Raw genomic sequence first — 19,511 nt, 5'->3', positions numbered from 1 at the left:
CGCCGGTCAGTTACGCGGCTTGCCGCCGCGCCAGCGGTCCACCAGCGCAATCGCCTCGCCCATGATGCCGCGGCGGAAGGCCAGCACACACACCACGAAGATGAAGCCGATCACCATGGTGACGGACTCGCCCAGGCTGTTGAACCAGTCGATGCCCGAGACCCGGGCCAGGAAGTGGCCGATCTCACCGAGCTTGTTCTCCAGCGCGATCACCACCGCCGCACCCACCAGCGGCCCCGACAGCGTGCCCAGGCCGCCCACCAGCGTCATCAGCACCACCGAGCCGGACATGGTCCAGTGCACGTCGGTCAATGTGGCGAAGCCCATGGCCAGGGTCTTGAGCGAACCGGCCAGGCCCGACAGCGCGGCCGACAGCACGAACACCAGCAGCTTGAAACGCTGCGTGTCGTAACCCAGCGAGATCGCGCGCGGTTCGTTTTCCTTGATCGCCTTGAGGATCTGGCCGAACGGCGAATGCACGATGCGCATGATGAGGAGGAAGGCTGCCGCCGTCACCAGCAGGGTGAAGTAGTACATGGTCAGGTCGTTGCCGAGGTCCAGCACGCCCAGCAGGTGCCCGCGCGGCACGCCCTGCAGGCCGTCCTCGCCGCCGGTGAACTTCATCTGCAGGCAGAAGAAGAACAGCATCTGCGCCAGCGCCAGCGTGATCATGGTGAAGTAGATGCCCTGGCGGCGGATCGCCAGCGAGCCAACCAGCCAGCCCAGCACCGCGCCGAACAGGGTGCCGAGCACCAGGCCGATCTCGGGCGGCACGCCCCAGACCTTGAGGGCGTGGCCGGCGATATAGGCCGAGCCGCCCAGGAAGGCCGCGTGGCCGAAGGACAGCAGGCCGGTGTAGCCCAGCAGTAGGTTGAAGGCCGAGGCGAACAGCGCGAAGCACAGCAGCTTCATCACCAGCACCGGGTACAGGCCGATGAAGGGCACGGCCAGCAGGCCGAGCAGCAACAGGCCGTAGAGGATGTTCTTGGAGGTGGTGTTCATGCCGGCTTCACTTTTCCTTGCCGAACAGCCCGGCCGGGCGGATCAGCAGCACGATGGCCATGATGACGAAGACCACGGTGGAAGAGGCCTCGGGGTAGAACACCTTGGTCAGGCCCTCGATGACGCCCAGGCCCAGGCCGGTGAGGATGGTGCCCAGGATGGAGCCCATGCCGCCGATCACCACGACGGCGAACACGATGATGATCAGGTTCTGCCCCATCAGCGGCGAGATCTGCATGATGGGCGCGGCCAGCACACCGGCCAGGCCGGCCAAGGCAACGCCGAAGCCGTAGGTGAGCGTGACCATCAGCGGCACGTTGATGCCGAAGGCCTCGACCAGGCGAGGGTTCTCGGTGCCCGCGCGCAGGTAGGCGCCGAGCTTGGTTTTTTCGATCACGTACCAGGTCAGGAAACACACCACCAGCGAGGCCAGCACCACGAAGCCGCGGTAGTTGGGCATGACCATGAAGCCGAGGTTGGTGGCGCCCGAGATCGGCGCGCTGTAGGGCAGGCCGGAGACGCCGTAGGCCGAGCGCAGCACGCCTTCGAGCATCAGCGTCAGGCCCAGCGTGAGCAGCAGGCCGTAGAGGTGGTCGAGCCGGTAGATCCAGCGCAGGAACAGCCGCTCGATCACCACGCCGACCAGGCCCACCGCCAGCGGCGCGAGCACGATCATGGTCCAGTAGTTGAGCTCGAAGTAGTTCATGCCCATCCACGTGAACACCGCGCCGAGCATGAACAGCGCGCCGTGCGCGAAGTTGATGACGTTGAGCAGCCCGAAGATGACGGCCAGCCCCAGGCTCAGGATGGCGTAGAACGAGCCGTTCACCAGGCCCAGCAGCAACTGGCCCAGCAGGGCGGACATGGGTATTCCGAAGAGGTCCATCGGCGGTGCGTCGGGTTGGGTGGGGCTGGGCAGGCTGTGCCGGTCGGGCGCCACGGGCCGGAGCCCGCGGCGCCTGTCTCACATCACTTCCAGAGCTTGCATTTGGTTTCGGCCTTGGTCGTGAAGACGGTGTCGCCCGGCAGCGTGGCGGCGATCTTGAAGTAGTCCCATGGGGCCTTGGATTCGGCCGGCTTCTTCACTTCCATCAGGTACATGTCGTGCACGTAGCGGCCGTCGGCACGGATGGAGCCCTTGCCGAAGAAGTCGTTGATGGGCGTCTTCTTGAGGTGCTCCATCACCTTGTCGCTGTCGGTGCTCTTCACCGCTGCAACCGCCTTCAGGTAGGTCGTGGTGGCCGAGTAGTTGGCGGCCTGGATGCTGGTGGGCATGCGCTTGGCCTTGTCGAAGAACTTGCGCGCGAAGGCGCGGCTGGCGTCGTCCTTGTCCCAGTACCAGCTGTCGGTGAGGTACATGCCCTGCGTGTCTTTCAGGCCCAGGCTGTGCACGTCGGTGATGAACATCAGCAGACCGGCCAGCTTCATGGTCTTGGTGATGCCGAACTCGCTCGCCGCCTTGATAGAGGCGATGGTGTCGCCACCGGCGTTGGCCAGGCCCATGATCTTGGCGCCCGAGCTTTGCGCCTGCAGCAGGAAGGAGGAGAAGTCCGAGGTGTTCAACGGTGCACGCACCGCGCCCTTGACGGTGCCACCAGCGGCCTTCACCACGTTGCCGGTGTCGGTTTCCAGTGCGTGGCCGAAGGCGTAGTCGGCGGTGAGGAAGAACCAGTCCTTGCCACCTTGTTTCACCACCGCGCCGCCGGTGCCCTTGGCCAGTGCCACGGTGTCGTAGGCGTAGTGCACGGTGTAGGGCGAGCAGGCTTCGTTGGTCAACGCGGAGGAGCCGGCGCCGTTGACGATGTAGACCTTCTTTTTCTCTTCCGCCACCTTGGCCGTGGCCAGCGCGGTGCCCGAGTTGGTACCGCCGATCATCATGCTGAGGTTCTGGGTGTCGAACCATTCGCGGGCCTTGGAGGCGGCGATGTCGGCCTTGTTCTGGTGGTCGGCGCTCAGCAGCTCGATGGGTTGGCCCAGCACCTTGCCGCCGAAGTCGTCGATCGCCATCTGGATCGCCAGGGCGCCGTTCTTGCCGTCGATGTCCGAGTACAGGCTGGACATGTCGGTGGTGAAGCCGATGCGCACCTTGTCCTGCGCGTGGGCGGCGGTGAACAGACCCGCGGCACCGAGTGCCAGGGTGAGCAATTTGACGGTGTGTTTCATGCTGTCGGTCTCCGTTGGGTTGGCGTTGCGGGGGTGAGGGGAAGGCGGGCGTGGGCGCTCAGACACCCAGCAGTTCGTTGAGCACCGGCATCTTGGCTTCGAGCTGCGACGCCTCGAAGTGCTCGACCATGCGGCCGTGCTCCATGACGTAGAAACGGTCTGCCAGCGGTGCGGCGAAGCGGAAGTTCTGTTCCACCATCACGATGGTGTAGCCCTTGCCGCGCAGCATCTTGATCATGCGTGCCAGGGCCTGCACGATCACCGGCGCCAGGCCTTCGGAGATCTCGTCGAGCAGCAGCAGGTTGGCGCCGGTGCGCAGGATGCGGGCCACCGCCAGCATCTGCTGCTCACCGCCCGACAGGCGCGTGCCCTGGCTGTGGCGGCGCTCGGCCAGGTTGGGAAACATGTCGTAGATCTCGGCCACCGACATGCCGTTGCCCGAGCCCTTGAGCGTGGGCGGCAGCAGCAGGTTTTCCTCGCACGACAGGCTGGCGAAGATGCCGCGTTCTTCCGGGCAGTAGCCGATGCCGTGGCGTGCGATGCGGTGGGTGGGCAGGTGGATCAGCTCCTGCCCGTGGCTCTTGATCGAGCCCTTGCGCGAGCCGGTCAGGCCGAGGATGGCGCGCAGCGTGGAGGTGCGGCCGGCGCCGTTACGCCCGAGCAGGGTGACCACCTCGCCGGGCTGCACCACCATGTCCACACCATGCAGCACATGCGATTCGCCGTACCAGGCCTGCAGGTTCTTGATTTCGAGGGCGGGTGCGGCCATCAGTGCGCTCCCTGCAACTGGCCGTCGGTGGTGCCCATGTAGGCCTCCATCACCGCGGGGTTGGCGGATACCTCGGCGTACGAACCCTCGGCCAGCACCGCTCCACGCTGCAGCACGGTGATGGTGTCGGCGATGTCGGAGACCACGCCCATGTTGTGCTCCACCATCAGGATGGTGCGGCCGGCAGCGACCTTCTTGATGAGCTGCGTGACGCGGTCCACGTCTTCGTGGCCCATGCCCTGCGTGGGCTCGTCCAGCAACATCAACTCGGGCTCCATGGCCAGGGTGGTGGCAATCTCCAGCGCGCGCTTGCGGCCGTAGGGCAGGTTCACCGTGGTCTCCTGCGCGAAGTCCTGCAGGCCGACCTCGGTCAGCAGCTGGTGTGCGCGCTCGTTCAGGCGGTTGAGCGACCGTTCGCTCTTCCAGAAATGGTAGGCCGTGCCGAGCTGGCGCTGCAGGCCCACGCGCACGTTCTCCAGCACGCTCAGGTGCGGGAACACGGCCGAGATCTGGAACGAGCGGATGATGCCGCGGCGCGCGATCTGCGCCGGCTGCTCGCGCGTGATGTCCTCGCCGTTGAACAGGATCTGGCCCTGGGTCGGTTCGAGGAACTTGGTGAGCAGGTTGAAGCAGGTGGTCTTGCCCGCGCCGTTGGGACCGATCAGCGCGTGGATCGCACCGCGGCGCACACGCAGGTTGACATCGTTGACCGCGGTGAAACCCTTGAAGGATTTCGTGAGCTGACGCGTTTCCAGGATGGTGTCACTGGTCTTGTCGGGCATGATTTGAGACGCTTCCAGAAGGTCTGCGGGCCATGTTGCTGTGCACAATCTGCAGGGCATTCTGGAGGACCGTTCCGGGCCGGCCTATAGGTGCAAACACCGAGGGTGTTCGGCGCCATGGCGCATCATGCGCCGTGACGGCGCGCGGCCAAGGTGCACACGTTTGCGCATGCATGCGCAACCTGATGCGCGAAGCCGCATCGGCTTGTGGCAGAACCGTGTCGAACAGGGGCGCGTGGCCGCGCCCGGGTCAGCTCAAAGCAGGCGCTCGAGCCGGGTCTGGTCGGCCACCGATTCGCGCGCGCGGATCAGGTGCGCCTGCGTACCGTCCACCAGCACCTCGGCGGCGCGGCCGCGCGTGTTGTAGTTGCTCGCCATGCTCATGCAGTAGGCGCCGGCCGACAGCACCGCCAGCAGGTCACCGCTGTGCACCGCGAGCTCGCGGTCGCGGCCGATCCAGTCGCCGCTCTCGCACACCGGGCCCACCACGTCCCACACCGTGCTGCTGGCGTCGGCTGCGCGCGGCTGCACCGGCACGATGCGGTGAAAGGCCTGGTACATCGCGGGGCGCGGCAGGTCGTTCATGGCGGCGTCGACGATCAGGAAGTTTTTCTGTTCACCGGGCTTGAGGAACAGCACCTCGGTGAGGCAGGCACCGGCGTTGCCGACCAGCGAGCGGCCGGGTTCGATGCAGATCTTGCGGTCGCCGAAACCGCGCGCGTCCAGGCGCTGCAGCAAGGCCTGCCACAGCGCATCGGCCGCGGGCGGGTTGTCGTTGCCCTGGTAGTCGATGCCCAGGCCGCCGCCGAAGTCGATGTGCTCGATCTTCACGCCGGCGGCTTCGATGCTCTCGACCGCGTCGAGCACGCGGTCCATCGCGTCCAGGTAAGGCCCGGTCTGCGTGATCTGCGAGCCGATGTGGCAGTCGATACCCACCACGCGCAGGCCCGCGCAGGCGGCGGCGTGGCGGTAGGTTTCCACCACGTCTTCCTGCGCGATGCCGAACTTGTTGCCCTTGAGGCCGGTGGAAATGTAGGGGTGGGTCTTGGCATCCACGTTGGGGTTGACGCGCACGCTCACCGGTGCGCGCAAGCCCATCTCACGCGCCACCTCGTCGAGCACGTCGAGCTCGGCGCGGCTTTCGACGTTGAAGCAGCCGATGCCGACCTGCAAGGCCTGGCGCATCTCGGCGCGCGTCTTGCCGACGCCGGAGAAGATGATCTTGTCCGGAGACACGCCGACCGCCAGCGCGCGCTCCAGCTCACCGCCGGAGACGATGTCCAGGCCGCAACCGGCCTGGACCAGGGTCTGCAGGATGGCCAGCGAGGAGTTGGCCTTCATCGCGTAGCAGATGAGGTGCTCGCGCCCGGCCAGGCCACGCTGGTAGGCCGCCAGCGCATCCAGGATGGCCGCGCGGCTGTAGACGAACAAGGGTGTGCCGTGTTCCTCCGCCAGCCGTTGCAGCGGCACGCCTTCGGCGTGCAGGGCCTGGTCCTGGTAGCTGAAGAAGGGGGGCAGCGTGGAGTCTGGCAGGCCGGCGGTGGTGGTCATGCGGAACGGAGCGAAGAGGGCGCGAAAGGGCGCGGGAGAGCGGGGGAACGCGGCGGTTCAGCGCGGCTGCGCCGGGGGTGGCGCGGGCGGCGCCTCGGCGGGCGCGGTCTGCGTCGCGCGCGGTTTTTTCGGTGGCGCGTTGGGGTCTGGCAGGTACAGCGGGCCCTTTTGCCCGCACGCGGCCAGCAAGGCGGCACACAGCAGGCAGGCCGTCATGACCATCACCCGCGTGGGGCCGGGGGTGCAACCTAGAATGCGTTTCAAACCAAACATCGACGCATTGTAATGACCGACACCGAGTACCAGGACCGCGCCGAAGCGCTGTTGAGAGCGATTGAGCTGGCCTGCGACCGCATCAACGACGACACCGACGCCGACATCGACAACCAGCGCGTGGGGGGCATGATCACACTGAGTTTTGCCAATGGCAGCCAGATCGTGATCAACCTGCAGAAGCCGCTGCACGAGGTGTGGATGGCCGCCCGCGCAGGCGGCTTCCACTACAAGCACGATGGCCGTGCCTGGATGGACACCAAGGGGCAGGGCGAGTTCTTCGCCCACCTCTCGCGCTACGCCTCGGAACAGTCCGGGCAGGCGCTGAGCTTCAGTTCCTGAACAGATCCAGGATGCTGCGGCGCTCTTCGGTGGGTGCCGCAGGCGGCTTGGCCACCGGCACGCCATGGGCGTCCAGGTCGGGCGGCGGCACGGCCGCCGCACCGGGCCAGTTGTCCTGCAGGCCCAGGCCGTGCACGCCGTGGCCGGGGCCGAACTCCTCGTAGTACCACTCGCCACCCACGTTGATCACACCTGCTGGCGGCGTGTAGGGCGTCACGGGCACGTTCTTGAGTGCTTCGGACATGAAGGAGATCCAGATCGGCAGGCTCAGCCCGCCGCCGGTCTCACGGCTGCCCAGGTTGCGCGGCGAGTCGTAGCCGACCCAGGCGGCGGCCACCAGCGTGGGCTGGTAACCGACGAACCAGGCGTCCACCGAGTCGTTGGTGGTACCGGTCTTGCCGTAGAGGTCGGTGCGTTTGAGCGTTGCCTGCGCGCGCGCGGCGGTGCCCGAACGCGTGATTTCCTGCAGCAGGCTGTTCATGATGAAGGCGTTGCGTGGTTCGATGGCACGCTGCGCCTCGGTGGGTGTGGGGTCGGGCGCTTCGTACAGCACCTTGCCGCGGTGGTCGCTCACGCGCGTGATCAGGGTGGGGGCGATGCGGTAGCCGCCATTGGCGAACACCGAGTACCCGGTGGCCATCTGCATCGGCGTGACCGAACCCGCGCCCAGCGCCATGGTCAGGTAAGGCGGGTGCTTGTCGGCATCGAAGCCGAAGCGTGAGACCCATTGTTGTGCGCTCTGCGTGCCCACGAGCTGCAGCACACGGATGGAGACCATGTTCTTCGACTTGGCGAGCGCGCGGCGCACCGACATCGGGCCCTCGAACTGGCCGTCGTAGTTCTTCGGTTCCCAGGGCTTGCCGCCGGTTTCCCCGGCGGAATAGAACAGTGGCGCGTCGTTCACCACCGTCATGGGCGTGAGACCTTTTTCCAGCGCTGCCGAGTAGATGAAGGGCTTGAAGCTCGAACCCGGCTGGCGCCAGGCCTGCGTCACGTGATTGAACTTGCTCTTCTGGAAGTCGAAGCCGCCAACCAGCGCGATCACCTGCCCGGTGCGCGGGTCCAGTGCCACAAAGGCCGACTCCACCTCGGGCAACTGGGTGATGCGCCAGACCTTGGGTGCGGTCTGCACGACGCGGATCACCGCGCCCGGTCGCAGCTTGATGTTGGGCCCGGCCTTGTCCGATAGGCCGGACTGCACTGGCTTGAGGCCTTCGCCGGTGATTTCGAACGGCTCGCCATCCTGCCGCACCGCCAGCACCCGACGCGGACTGGCCTCCAGCACCACAGCCGAGAGCAGGTCGTCGTTGTCCGGGCGGTCGTTCAGGGCTTCGTCGATCGCGTCGTCGCGCGCGGCCGGGTCGTCCGGCAGGTCGATGAAAAGCTCCGGGCCGCGGTAGAACTGGCGCCGCTCGTAGTCCAGCACGCCCTGGCGCACGGCGCGGTAGGCGACGCGCTGTTCCGGCGCCTTGATGGTGGTGGTCACCACCAGGCCACGGGTGTAGGCCTCGTCACCGTACTGCGCCACGATGGACTGGCGCACCATCTCGGCGACGAACTCGGCGTGGGTGCGCGTGGTGTTGCCGGGCAGGCGCAGGTGCAGCTCTTCGTCCTTGGCGGCCTGGGCTTCTTCGGGGGTGATGAAACCGTTCTCGACCATGCGGTCGATGATGTGGAGCTGGCGGCTGCGCGCCCGGCGCGGGTTCTTGATCGGGTTGTAGGCCGACGGCGCCTGTGGCAGGCCAGCCAGCATGGCCGCCTCGGCGATCGTCACGTCCTTCAGCGACTTGCCGAAATAGATCTGCGATGCGGCAGAAAAACCGTAGGCCCGCTGGCCCAGGAAGATCTGGTTCATGTAGATCTCGAGGATCTGCTCCTTGGTCAGCATGTGCTCGAGCTTGAAGGTGAGCAGCACCTCGTAGATCTTGCGGGTGTAGCTTTTCTCGGCCGACAGGTAGACGTTGCGCGCCACCTGCATGGTGATGGTGGAGGCGCCCTGGCTCTTGGCTTGCCGCAGGTTGGCCAGCGCCGCGCGCAGCATGCCGCGGTAGTCGACGCCGTGGTGCTCGAAGAAGCGCGCGTCTTCGATTGCCAGCACCGCGTTCTTCATGACCGCGGGGATCTCGTTGATGGTGAGCAGGTTGCGCCGTTCTTCGCCGAATTCGCCGATCAGCGCGCCGTCGGACGAAATCACCCGCAGCGGCAGCTTGGGGCGGTAATCCGCGAGCCCAGCGACCTCGGGCAGGTTGGGGTAAGCGACCGCCAGTGCGATGGCAACCGCCATCGTGACGCACGCAACACCCGCCACCGCCAGTCCGGCCAGACCCACCACCAAGCGACCAACCCAGAGCAGTGCTGTGCGGCCCGTCGATACTGGCGCATCGGAGGAGTGGGCAGGAGAAGTGTCTTTCTTGGGCATGCAGTGATTCAGAGCCAAAGCCGCTGATTATAAAAATCGGAAGGGGTCGACCAGAGTCGGTCCACGTATTGTGAGTTGTTGTGGATTTCCCGGCGAAACGGCCGATGAAGCAATCGTTGACAGGCTCAGGATGCGTATGCTTTTGACAACGTTTCACTTTGTCTCAAAGGCAAAAATTCTTTGCTGGACAAAGGGCTTACTGCTAGCATTCAAGTGAATTCTTAAGTCTGGCGATACATTTCGCTAACATTTTTTGGGGACCGCCTTGATCTCATTGGGGTCGTTATTCAGCCGTGAACCGGCGCCCTTGCTGGGCATCGATGTCAGCTCGTCCAGCGTCAAGCTGGTGGAGCTCGGCCGCAACCGATCGGGCGATCTGGTGCTTGAACGTTGTGCCATGGAGCCGCTGGAGCGGGGCTGGATCACCGACGGCAACATCGAGAAATTCGACGAGGTGGCCGAAGCGGTGCGCCGCGTCGTGCGCAAGAGCGGCAGCAAGACCAAAAACGTGGCGCTGGCCTTGCCGGCCTCCGCCGTGATCACCAAAAAGATCATCCTGCCGGGCGGCCTCTCCGACAAGGAGCTCGAGGCCCAGGTGGAATCTGAGGCCAATCAATACATTCCCTTCTCGCTCGACGAAGTGAGCCTGGACTTCTGTGTCATCGGCCCCAGCGCCAATTCGGTGGGCGATGTCGAGGTGCTGATCGCCGCCTCCCGCAAGGAAAAGGTGTCGGACCGCCAGGGTCTGGCCGAAGCCGCCGGCCTCAAGGCCGTGGTGATGGACGTGGAATCCTATGCATCGCGCATGGCCGCTGGCCGCGTGATCGAAACCCTGCCCAACCAGGGCGTTGACTCCCTGGTGGCGCTGTTTGAAGTCGGTGCCCTGACCACCAGCATGCAGGTGATGCGCAACGACGACGTGTTGTACGAACGCGACCAGGCTTTTGGCGGTGCACAGTTGACCCAGCTGATCGTGCGCCAGTACGGTTTTTCGTCGGACGAAGCCGAAGCCAAGAAGCGCTCCGGTGATCTGCCCGACGACTACCGCTCCGCCGTGCTGGACCCGTTCATCGAGAGCATGGCCCAGGAAGTGGGGCGTGCCCTGCAGTTCTTCTTCACCAGTACGCCTTACAACAAGGTCGACCACATCCTGGTTGCCGGGGGCAGTGCCGCCTTGCCGGGTTTGACCGAGGCCGTGACGCACCAGACCTCGTTTGCCTGCATGGTGATCAATCCTTTTGACGCCATGGAAATGGGTTCATCGGTGCAGGCGCGCAAGATGTCCCGTGAGGCACCGTCCTACCTGACCTCCACCGGCCTGGCCCTGCGGAGGTTCTTCCAATGATTCTGATCAACCTTCTGCCGCACCGTGAGGCGGCGCGCAAGAAGCAGAAAGACCAGTTCTTCACCCACCTGGGCCTCTCGGCCTTGCTGGGCGGCGTGATCTGCGGTGCCATCTTCACCTGGTACCAGGGCCAGATCGCCAACCAGCAGGACCGCAATACCTTCCTGCAAGGCGAGATCACGAAGCTCGAGGCGGAGATCAAGGACATCGCGAATCTGCAGCGCGAAATTGCGTCCCTGCGCGCCCGTCAAACGGCGGTGGAAAACCTGCAGGGTGATCGAAACCTGCCCGTGCACCTGCTGGACGAGCTGGTGGCCCAGTTGCCCGATGGCATCTACCTCAACAGCATGAAGCAGGAGAACCAGAGCGTGCTGCTGATGGGCGTGGCGCAGTCGCAGGAGCGCGTGTCTGACCTGTTGCGCAACCTGTCCAACAACAGCAAATGGCTGACCCGCCCCGATCTGGTGGAAATCGTCACCGCGGCGCCACCCGCCAACGCTGGCCTTGGGCAGCGCCGGGTATCGAACTTCACCATTCGCGTTTCGCTCACGCGCCCTTCCTCGGTTGCCGCTCCTGGCGCACCGGGTGCCGCGCCGGCTGCGCCGGGCAAAGTGTGATTTAGGATCGCGCACCATGGCCAGAACGCCCAACATCAACGTGGATTTCAAGGGAATCCAGGACAAGCTCAAGTCCCAATTCACCGGACTGGATCCGAACGATCCGTCGCAATGGCCGGGCCTGCCACGCAACCTGCTGTTCGTCGCGGTGTGTGTGGCGGTGATCGCCGCTCTGTGGTTCGCCTGGCTCAAGAATTCGGACGAGGAACTGATCGCCGAAAAAGCGCGCGAAGAGCAGCTGCGCGAGGACTATCGCAAGAAGCTGGTGCAGGCGGTCAATCTGGATGCCCTGCGCAAACAGCTGGAGCAGGTGCAGCAGTACGTGACCCAGCTCGAGAAACAGCTGCCCAGCAAGGCCGAGATGGATGCGCTGCTGTCCGACATCAACCAGGCGGGCCTGGGCCGCAGCCTGCAGTTTGAGCTGTTTCGCCCCGGCCAGGTCAGCGTGAAGGAGTATTACGCCGAGCTGCCCATTGCCGTGCGGGTGACGGGTACTTACCACGACATCGGCATGTTTGCCGCCGACATCGCCAACCTGTCGCGCATCGTGACCTTGAACAATCTGACCCTGACGCCCATCCGGGAGCGCGAGGGTGTGCTCACCATGGATGGCGTCGCCAAGACCTTCCGTTACCTGGACCAGGGCGAAGTGGCCGCCCAACAGGCCGCACAGGGAGCGAAGAAGTGAGCGTTATCCGATGCATGCACCTTGGCGTTGTTGCCACATGGATGTTGGTTCTGACGGCTTGTACATCGTCGGCGCACGACGAGCTGCAGACCTGGATGCAGAACGAGCGCAATTCGATCAGGCCTTCGGTGCAACCGATTCCCGAACCCACCAAGTTTGTGCCGCAGGCCTACACCGCCGGGAACCAGACGCCGCCCTTCAGCAGGGAAAAGCTGGCCAGCGTGCTGCGTGGCTCGCAGTCGGCACCGGTGGCTAGCACCGCGCTGATCGAGCCCGAATTGAACCGCCGGAAACAACCACTGGAAGCCTTTCCACTGGACACCATGTCCATGGTGGGCAGTCTGACCAAGGCGGGACGTCTGGTGGCTCTGGTGAAGGTCGACAACCTGCTGTACCAGGTATTGCCAGGGGGCTACCTGGGGCAGAACTACGGGCGTGTCACCCGTATCAGCGAAACCGAGGTGACCCTGCGCGAAATCGTGCAGGACTCCACCGGGGAATGGATCGAGCGCGTTGCGGTGTTGCAGCTACAAGAGGATGCTTCTAAATGAACAACAAGCCAAACAAGGCGACGGGATTCGCAGCGATGGAGCGGTGCTTGCTCAAGGGCGTGGTGTTCACGTGTCTGGCCGTGACATCGGTCTGGGCCCAGGCGCAAAACGCGATCCAGTCGATCACGGGAGGGGTGCAAAGTGGCGTGGAAGTCATTCGCATCAACACGGCGCAGCCGCTGACCGCGGTGCCGACCGGATTCACCATTCAGTCGCCTGCGCGCATCGCGCTGGATTTTCCGGGTGTGGCGAACGCCATTGGCCGCAACGCGGTGGACATCAACGAAGGCAATCTGCGCTCGGCCAACGTCGTGCAGGCGGGTGACCGCACCCGCGTGGTGATCAACCTGAAGCAGTCCGCTGCCTACGAAGCCAAAATTGAGGGCAATACCCTGTTGGTGGTGCTGGAACGTGCGCAGCCGGTGTCCGCACCGACCACGGCGCCCTCCCATTTCGCCGAGAACCGCAACCGCGATGTGACGGCCTTGCGCGACATCGATTTCCGCCGTGGCGCCGGCAATGCCGGCCGTGTCGTGGTTGAGCTGGTCAACAGCCAGGTTGGCGTGGACATCCGACAGCAAGGCCAGAACCTGGTGGTGGAGTTCCTCAAGACCTCCTTGCCCGAAGGCCTGCGCCGCCGTCTGGATGTGAGCGACTTCGGCACGCCGATCCAGAGCGTGACCACGTCGCAAACCGGGGACCGTGTGCGCATGGTGGTCGCGCCCACTGGCAACTGGGAACACTCCGCCTACCAGAGCGACAACCAGTTCGTGCTGGAGGTGCGGGAGCAGAAGATCGATTCCTCCAAGCTCACGCAAGGACAAGGCTATAACGGCGAAAAGCTGTCGTTGAACTTCCAGAACATCGAAGTGCGTTCGCTGCTGCAGGTGATCGCCGATTTCACCAACTTCAACATCGTGACCTCGGATTCCGTGACCGGTGCAGTGACGCTGCGCCTCAAGGATGTGCCCTGGGACCAGGCGCTGGACATCATCCTGCAGGCCAAGGGTCTGGGCATGCGCAAGTCCGGCAACGTGTTGTGGATCGCGCCCAAGGACGAAATCGCGGCTCGCGAAAAGCAGGAGTTGGAGTCCAAGGTGTCGACCGAAAGCCTGGAGACGCTGCGCACGCAGGGCTTCCAGATGAACTACGCCAAGGCGGCCGACATTGCGGCGCAGCTGACGTCGGCTGGCAGTGGTGGCACTGGTTCGGGTGGTAGCGGCACCAACGCCCGTATCCTGTCTCCTCGCGGCAGCGTGATTTCCGAGCCCCGCACCAACCAGCTGTTCGTGACCGACATCCCATCGCGCCTGGAACAGGTGCAGGACCTGATCAGCAAGCTGGACATCCCGATCCGCCAGGTGATGATCGAGGCCCGCATCGTCGAAGCCGACGACACCTTTGGCAAATCGCTGGGTGTGCGTCTGGGTGGTGGTGCGACGGGGTTCAGTGTGGGTTCGGCCAACGGCAACCCGATCCGTGGCAATTTCGGCTCCACCTACGGCGCGGTGACGACCAGTCCCACGCTCACCTCGGCACCGTTTGTCAACTTGCCAGCCAACCCCAGCAATGCACAGGCTGCTTCGTATGCACTGGCGCTGTTCAACCCCAGCATGTCGCGTTTCCTCAGCTTGGAAATCTCGGCCCTGGAGTCGGATGGCAAGGGGCGCATCGTGTCCAGCCCTCGGGTGGTCACCGCGGACCAGGTCAAGGCCCTGATCGAGCAGGGTACCGAATTCCCGTACCAGACGGCCACCTCGAGCGGTGCCACGGCCATCGCATTCCGCAAGGCCAACCTGAAGCTGGAAGTGACACCGCAGATCACCCCCGAAGGCAACATCATTCTGGATCTGGACATCAACAAGGACAGCCGTGGCGAGTCCACGCCGGACGGTATCGCGATCAACACCAAACACGTGCAGACCCAGGTGCTGGTGGAGAACGGCGGCACGGTGGTGATCGGTGGCATCTTCGAGCAGACCGAACGCGATGAAGTCAACAAGGTGCCTTTGCTCGGCGATATCCCGGCGGTTGGCAATCTGTTCAAATCGCGCAACCGCATCGCCAACAAGTCGGAACTGCTGATCTTCATCACGCCACGTGTCTTGGGGCGCTCGGCCATCAATTGAGCATCGCTGGATCGAGTTTTCTGATCGGCTTGCCGGGGTCCGGCAAGTCGACCGTCGGGCGGCAACTGGCGCGCCGACTGGTACTCCCCTTCTTCGACTCGGACCAGGTCATCGAGCAACGCCTGGGTTGCTCGATCCGTGAGTTCTTCGAGCGTGAAGGGGAGGCGCGTTTTCGCGATATCGAGGCATCCGTCATCGACGAGTTGACCAACGGGCCCGCTGCCGTGGTCTCCACCGGTGGCGGCGCGGTTTTGCGGCCCGAGAACCGCACTCATCTGAACGAGCGCGGTACGGCGTTCTACCTCAAGTCGACTCCCGAAGAGCTGTTCCGCCGTTTGCGGCACGACCGCAACCGGCCTTTGCTTCAGGTCGATGACCCCTTGCAGCGGCTGCGCGACCTGTACGAAGTGCGTGACCCGCTCTATCGTCAGGTGGCGCACTTCATTGTGGAAACTGGCCGCCCCTCCGTGGCCACGCTGGTCAACATGATCGTGATGCAGCTGGAAGTGGGCGGCGCTGCGCCCCCCGCTCCGGCCTCGGGCGGCCCGCAATAGGCGAACCGCGGGGCAGGGCGCACACCGAATAAACTCGGTGCCCATGACCTCACAGCTTCCGGATTTGCGCACCCAGCAGGTGGACATTGATCTTGGCGATCGCAGTTACGGCATCGTGATCGGCGCCGGGCTGCTCGACGACGCTTCGCACTACGCCGGCCTGCCGCGCGCCACCACTGCCATGGTGGTCACCAATGAGACCGTCGCGCCGCTGTACGCAGAGCGCTTGATCCGCGTGCTGAAGGCACAGTATCCCCAGGTCCACGTCGTGACCTTGCCCGACGGCGAGGCCTACAAGACGTGGGAGTCGCTCAACCTGATCTTCGATGCCCTGCTGTCCCATGGCTGCGACCGCAAGACGGTGATGTTTGCCCTGGGTGGTGGCGTGGTCGGTGACATGACCGGTTTTGCTGCCGCCAGCTACATGCGTGGCGTGCCCTTTGTGCAGGTGCCCACCACGCTGCTGGCGCAGGTGGATTCTTCGGTGGGTGGCAAGACGGCCATCAACCACCCGCTGGGCAAGAACATGATCGGCGCGTTTTACCAGCCGCAACGTGTGTTGTGTGATCTGGAGGTGCTCAAGACCCTGCCCGAGCGTGAACTCAGCGCCGGGTTGGCCGAAGTCATCAAGTACGGACCGATCGCCGACATGGCGTTTCTGGACTGGATCGAGGCCCACATGCACGAACTCATGGCGCGCGATCCGGCCGCCCTTGCGCACGCGGTGCGGCGCAGCTGCGAGATCAAGGCCTGGGTGGTGGGGCAGGACGAACGCGAATCCGGCGTGCGCGCCATCCTGAACTTCGGCCACACCTTTGGCCACGCCATCGAGGCCGGCATGGGCTATGGCGCCTGGTTGCACGGTGAGGCGGTGGGCTGCGGCATGGTGATGGCCGCGCGCCTGTCCGCCGCACTGGGCCTGGTGGACGAAGCCTTCGTGGCACGCCTGACGCAGCTGGTGCAGCGCGCCGGCCTGCCCACGGTGGCGCCGGTGATCGATGCGCAGGACAACGTCGGGCGTTACCTCGCGCTGATGCGTGTCGACAAGAAGTCCGAGGGCGGTGAAATCAAGTTCGTGGTGATCGACGGGCGGGGCAAGGCGAGCATGCGTGGTGCACCCGATGCGCTGGTGGCGCGGGTGATCGAAACCAGCTGCCAGGCCTGATGGCCCACCACCTCGCCCACGGACATCCCCCGGCGGGTCCGGCGTCACTCGCCCACTGTGCCAGTGATCCGGCCCGCAGCCGCGGTCGCCGGCACAGCGAGCCCGAGGCGCCGACGCGCACCGCGTTCCAGCGCGACCGCGATCGTGTGATCCACTCCACCGCGTTCCGGCGCCTGGTCTACAAGACCCAGGTGTTCCTGAACCACGAGGGTGATCTGTTCCGCACGCGCCTCACCCATTCGCTGGAAGTCGCGCAACTCGGCCGCAGCATCGCGCGTTCCCTGCGCCTCAACGAAGACCTGGTGGAAGCCATCGCGCTGGCGCACGACCTGGGCCACACACCTTTTGGCCACGCCGGGCAGGACGCACTGCACGCCTGCATGAAAGGCCTGCCGGTGTCCGACGATGCGGACGGCTGGGGCTTCGAGCACAACCTGCAGAGCCTGCGTGTGGTGGACGAACTCGAAGAGCGATACCCCGCCTTCGACGGGCTCAACCTGTGCTTCGAGACCCGCGAGGGCATCCTCAAACACTGCTCCCGCAACAACGCCTTGCGGCTGGAGCAACAAGAGCCCGGCGGCGTCGCCGCGCGTTTCCTGCAGGGCGGCTCTCCCTCGCTGGAGGCGCAGCTGTGCAACCTGGCCGACGAGATCGCCTACAACGCGCACGACATCGACGACGGCGTGCGCTCGGGCCTGCTCACGCTGGAGCAGTTGGGGGAGGTCGAGCTGTTCGAGCACTACCGCCGGCTTGCACTGAAGGCGCACCCGCAACTCAATGGCCGTCGGCTGCTGTTCGAATCGATCCGGTTGATGCTCAGCGACCAGGTCTACGACGTCATCGACACCACCCGTGCGCGCGTGCTGGCCGCCGGCTTGGACAGTGTCGACGCGGTGCGGCAGAGCCCGCCGCTGGTGGCCTTCTCGGACAGCATGCGCGCGCGTTCGCAAGAGCTCAAGACCTTCCTGTTTCGCGACCTGTACCGCCATCCGCAGGTGATGGAGACGACCGAACGGGCACGCCGTGTGGTGGCGGATCTGTTCGAGCGCTACATGCAGTCGCCGGACGAACTGCCCGAAGCGCACGGCCGCCGGCAGCACCTTGCGCGCGCCGTCGCCGACTACATCGCGGGCATGACCGACCGCTTTGCGATCCGCGAGCACGAGCGCCTGTTCGGCGCCGCATTGTTCCCGTGAGCGCAGCAGTCACCACAGACCCGCGGCGCCTGTCGGCCCTGGTGGTGGCGGTGGGCGTCACCTGTGCGCTGCACGTGGGCAAGCTGCCGGTGGCCATTCCCGTGCTGCGTGAGAGCCTGGGCCTGAGCCTGGTGCAGGCCGGTTTCCTGTTGTCGCTGGTACAGCTCGCCGGCATGACGCTCGGCCTGGTGATGGGCCTGATGGCCGACCGCCTGGGCCCACGGCGCGTGATGCTGGTCGGCCTGGTGCTGCTGGCGCTGGGCAGCGCACTCGGCGCGCTGGCGCCCAACGTGTCGGTGTTGCTGGCCACGCGCGTGCTCGAGGGCATGGGTTTTCTGCTGGGCGTGCTGCCCGCGCCGGGGCTGTTGCGGCAACGTGTCTCGCATGCGCCCACGTTGTCGCGTGCCCTGGGCTGGTGGGGCGCCTACATGCCGCTGGGCACGGCGCTCGCCCTGCTGCTGGGTGTGCCCTTGTTGTCTCTGGTGGGCTGGCGCGGTGCCTGGCTGCTGCTGGCCTTGTTGTCGCTGCTGGCCGCGGTGGCGCTGACGCGCTGGGTCGCGCCCGATGCGCAAGTGCCCGCCACCTCTTCTGGCGCATCCAGCAAGCCCTCGGCGCTTGGCCCGCGCCTGCGGCGCACCTTGAGCGCGCCCGGGCCCTGGCTCACGGCGCTGGCGTTTTTCCTGTACTCCGGGCAGTGGATTGCGGTGGTGGGTTTTCTGCCGACCATCTACCACCAGGCCGGCTACAGCGGCACCGCAGTGGCCCTGCTCAGTGCCCTGGCGGCCGGCATCAACATGCTGGGCAACATCGGCGCCGGCTGGTGGCTGGCGCGCGGCGTGCGGCCGGGCGTGGTGCTCACGCTGGGCTATGTGGCGATGGGGCTGGGGGCGGGCGTGGCCTTCGGCGCCGACGGCCACCCGGTGTTGCAGTACCTGGCCGTGCTGCTGTTTTCCGGCGTTGGTGGCCTGATTCCCGGCACCCTGTTCGGGCTGGCGGTAAAGCTCGCGCCCGACAGCGAAACCGTGTCCACCACGGTGGGTTGGGTGCAGCAGTTCTCGGCGCTGGGGCAGTTTCTCGGACCGCCGCTGGTGGCCTGGGTAGCGACCTGGGTGGGTGGATGGCACTGGACCTGGGTGGTCACCGGCGCGTCCTCGCTGTTGGGCGTGGTGCTGGCCGGCCGCTTGCAGGCGGCCGCCCGCCGGGCCGGACCATAATCGGGGCCAGATTCCCCTCCCGGGCGCGCCACGCGCCCGATCCATCGCCATGGCCCGCTTGCCCCGCCTCACCGTCGCCGGTTATCCGCACCACGTCATCCAGCGCGGCAATGACCGCCAGGCCATCGTGCGCAGCGACGCCGACCGCGCGTTTCTGCTGGAGTTGCTGGCCGACAACGCGCGCAAGCACCAGGTGGCATTCAACGCCTACGTGTTGATGGACAACCACTTCCATCTGCTGCTCACGCCCGAGACGGTGGACGGTGTGCCGCGCATGATGCAGGCGGTGGGCCGGCGCTATGTGCGTTACTTCAACGACCTGTACCAGCGCAGCGGCACGCTGTGGGAGGGGCGCTACAAGTCCACCCTGGTCCAGGCCGAGCGTTACCTGCTGGCCTGCATGGTCTACATGGACCTCAACCCGGTGCGCGCCGGCATGGTGATGGAGCCGGGCGCTTACCCCTGGTCGAGCCACCACCACTACATCGGCCACACCCCGAACCGGCGCATCGTGCCACCCGCCCTGTACTGGGCCCTGGGCAATACGCCCTTTGCCCGCGAGGCGGCGTACACCGAATTGGTGCGCGCAGGGTTGTCCGCGGCGCAGCAGGACAGCATCACCGATGCCACCTTGCACGGCTGGGCCATGGGTGATGCGGGTTTTGTGGCGGATTTGCAAAGGCGTACGCCGCGCCGCACGGAGCGCGCGAAGGCAGGCCGTCCCCCGTCGACGCCCCGCACAGAGGGCTGA

Annotated in this window: 19 protein-coding genes; 11 read left to right on the top strand and 8 right to left on the bottom strand. The window is 65.4% G+C overall.

Features of this window, described 5'->3' with window-relative positions; genetic code table 11:
* Window positions 1-6: 6 nt before the first annotated feature.
* From HPA01S_RS07565 to lptM, 7 genes are all read right to left on the bottom strand, one after another.
* Complete coding sequence (locus HPA01S_RS07565; RefSeq protein ID WP_066268439.1) at window positions 7-1,002, bottom strand: branched-chain amino acid ABC transporter permease; 996 nt, start codon at window positions 1,000-1,002, stop codon at window positions 7-9.
* Between the two features lie 7 nt (window positions 1,003-1,009).
* Window positions 1,010-1,888 carry a branched-chain amino acid ABC transporter permease gene (locus HPA01S_RS07560; protein ID WP_066268534.1) on the bottom strand — a complete coding sequence of 293 codons (879 nt, stop codon included), beginning with the start codon at window positions 1,886-1,888 and terminating at the stop codon, window positions 1,010-1,012.
* Window positions 1,889-1,971: 83 nt separating this feature from the next.
* On the bottom strand, window positions 1,972-3,165 hold the full coding sequence (locus HPA01S_RS07555) for an ABC transporter substrate-binding protein (RefSeq protein WP_066268437.1): 1,194 nt from the start codon (window positions 3,163-3,165) through the stop codon (window positions 1,972-1,974).
* Window positions 3,166-3,223: 58 nt separating this feature from the next.
* A complete protein-coding gene (locus HPA01S_RS07550; protein ID WP_066268436.1) occupies window positions 3,224-3,934 on the bottom strand; it encodes an ABC transporter ATP-binding protein in 711 nt (236 codons plus the stop codon).
* Window positions 3,934-4,716 carry an ABC transporter ATP-binding protein gene (locus HPA01S_RS07545; protein ID WP_066268435.1) on the bottom strand — a complete coding sequence of 261 codons (783 nt, stop codon included), beginning with the start codon at window positions 4,714-4,716 and terminating at the stop codon, window positions 3,934-3,936. The genes HPA01S_RS07550 and HPA01S_RS07545 overlap by 1 nt, the downstream gene beginning before the upstream one ends.
* Window positions 4,717-4,971: 255 nt before the next feature.
* Window positions 4,972-6,267: a diaminopimelate decarboxylase gene (gene lysA / locus HPA01S_RS07540; RefSeq protein ID WP_066268434.1), complete on the bottom strand. Its 1,296-nt coding sequence runs from the start codon at window positions 6,265-6,267 to the stop codon at window positions 4,972-4,974.
* Between the two features lie 57 nt (window positions 6,268-6,324).
* Window positions 6,325-6,540, bottom strand: coding sequence for an LPS translocon maturation chaperone LptM (gene lptM / locus HPA01S_RS22650; RefSeq protein ID WP_084360524.1), 216 nt, complete (start codon window positions 6,538-6,540; stop codon window positions 6,325-6,327).
* 12 nt (window positions 6,541-6,552) lie between these two features.
* On the opposite strand from lptM, the gene cyaY reads away from it, so the two are divergent.
* Window positions 6,553-6,882, top strand: a complete 330-nt coding sequence (gene cyaY / locus HPA01S_RS07535; RefSeq protein ID WP_066268432.1) for an iron donor protein CyaY — start codon at window positions 6,553-6,555, stop codon at window positions 6,880-6,882.
* On the opposite strand, the gene HPA01S_RS07530 is transcribed toward cyaY, so the two are convergent.
* Window positions 6,872-9,301, bottom strand: coding sequence for a penicillin-binding protein 1A (locus HPA01S_RS07530; protein WP_084360523.1), 2,430 nt, complete (start codon window positions 9,299-9,301; stop codon window positions 6,872-6,874). The two genes, cyaY and HPA01S_RS07530, sit on opposite strands and share 11 nt — an antisense overlap.
* Before the next feature lie 265 nt (window positions 9,302-9,566).
* Between HPA01S_RS07530 and HPA01S_RS07525 the strand changes: the two genes are divergently transcribed.
* The 10 genes from HPA01S_RS07525 to HPA01S_RS07480 are packed head-to-tail and all read left to right on the top strand — an operon-like array spanning window position 9,567 to window position 19,511.
* Entirely contained in the window at window positions 9,567-10,646 is a 1,080-nt protein-coding gene (locus HPA01S_RS07525; protein ID WP_066268430.1) for a pilus assembly protein PilM, read from the top strand.
* The gene (locus tag HPA01S_RS07520) at window positions 10,643-11,263 is read left to right on the top strand and encodes a PilN domain-containing protein (RefSeq protein WP_066268428.1); all 621 of its coding nucleotides are present in this window, start codon (window positions 10,643-10,645) and stop codon (window positions 11,261-11,263) included. The genes HPA01S_RS07525 and HPA01S_RS07520 overlap by 4 nt, the downstream gene beginning before the upstream one ends.
* Before the next feature lie 16 nt (window positions 11,264-11,279).
* Complete coding sequence (locus HPA01S_RS07515) at window positions 11,280-11,951, top strand: type IV pilus inner membrane component PilO (RefSeq protein WP_066268426.1); 672 nt, start codon at window positions 11,280-11,282, stop codon at window positions 11,949-11,951.
* A 41-nt stretch (window positions 11,952-11,992) separates the two neighbouring features.
* A complete protein-coding gene (locus HPA01S_RS07510; RefSeq protein ID WP_245638593.1) occupies window positions 11,993-12,502 on the top strand; it encodes a pilus assembly protein PilP in 510 nt (169 codons plus the stop codon).
* Between the two features lie 35 nt (window positions 12,503-12,537).
* Complete coding sequence (locus HPA01S_RS07505; protein ID WP_157084921.1) at window positions 12,538-14,631, top strand: type IV pilus secretin PilQ; 2,094 nt, start codon at window positions 12,538-12,540, stop codon at window positions 14,629-14,631.
* Window positions 14,628-15,185 (top strand): shikimate kinase, encoded by a 558-nt coding sequence (locus tag HPA01S_RS07500; protein ID WP_245638592.1) that lies wholly within the window; start codon window positions 14,628-14,630, stop codon window positions 15,183-15,185. The genes HPA01S_RS07505 and HPA01S_RS07500 overlap by 4 nt, the downstream gene beginning before the upstream one ends.
* 43 nt (window positions 15,186-15,228) lie before the next feature.
* Window positions 15,229-16,350, top strand: coding sequence for a 3-dehydroquinate synthase (aroB, locus tag HPA01S_RS07495; protein ID WP_066268420.1), 1,122 nt, complete (start codon window positions 15,229-15,231; stop codon window positions 16,348-16,350).
* Window positions 16,350-17,546 (top strand): deoxyguanosinetriphosphate triphosphohydrolase, encoded by a 1,197-nt coding sequence (locus HPA01S_RS07490; protein ID WP_066268419.1) that lies wholly within the window; start codon window positions 16,350-16,352, stop codon window positions 17,544-17,546. Before aroB ends, HPA01S_RS07490 begins: the two co-directional genes overlap by 1 nt.
* On the top strand, window positions 17,543-18,760 hold the full coding sequence (locus tag HPA01S_RS07485; RefSeq protein ID WP_084360522.1) for an MFS transporter: 1,218 nt from the start codon (window positions 17,543-17,545) through the stop codon (window positions 18,758-18,760). Before HPA01S_RS07490 ends, HPA01S_RS07485 begins: the two co-directional genes overlap by 4 nt.
* A 49-nt stretch (window positions 18,761-18,809) precedes the next feature.
* The gene (locus tag HPA01S_RS07480) at window positions 18,810-19,511 is read left to right on the top strand and encodes a transposase (RefSeq protein WP_066268417.1); all 702 of its coding nucleotides are present in this window, start codon (window positions 18,810-18,812) and stop codon (window positions 19,509-19,511) included.

Source organism: Hydrogenophaga palleronii NBRC 102513 (assembly GCF_001571225.1).
GTDB classification, from domain to species: domain Bacteria; phylum Pseudomonadota; class Gammaproteobacteria; order Burkholderiales; family Burkholderiaceae_C; genus Hydrogenophaga; species Hydrogenophaga palleronii.
This window is presented reverse-complemented; position numbering and strand designations above follow the sequence as displayed.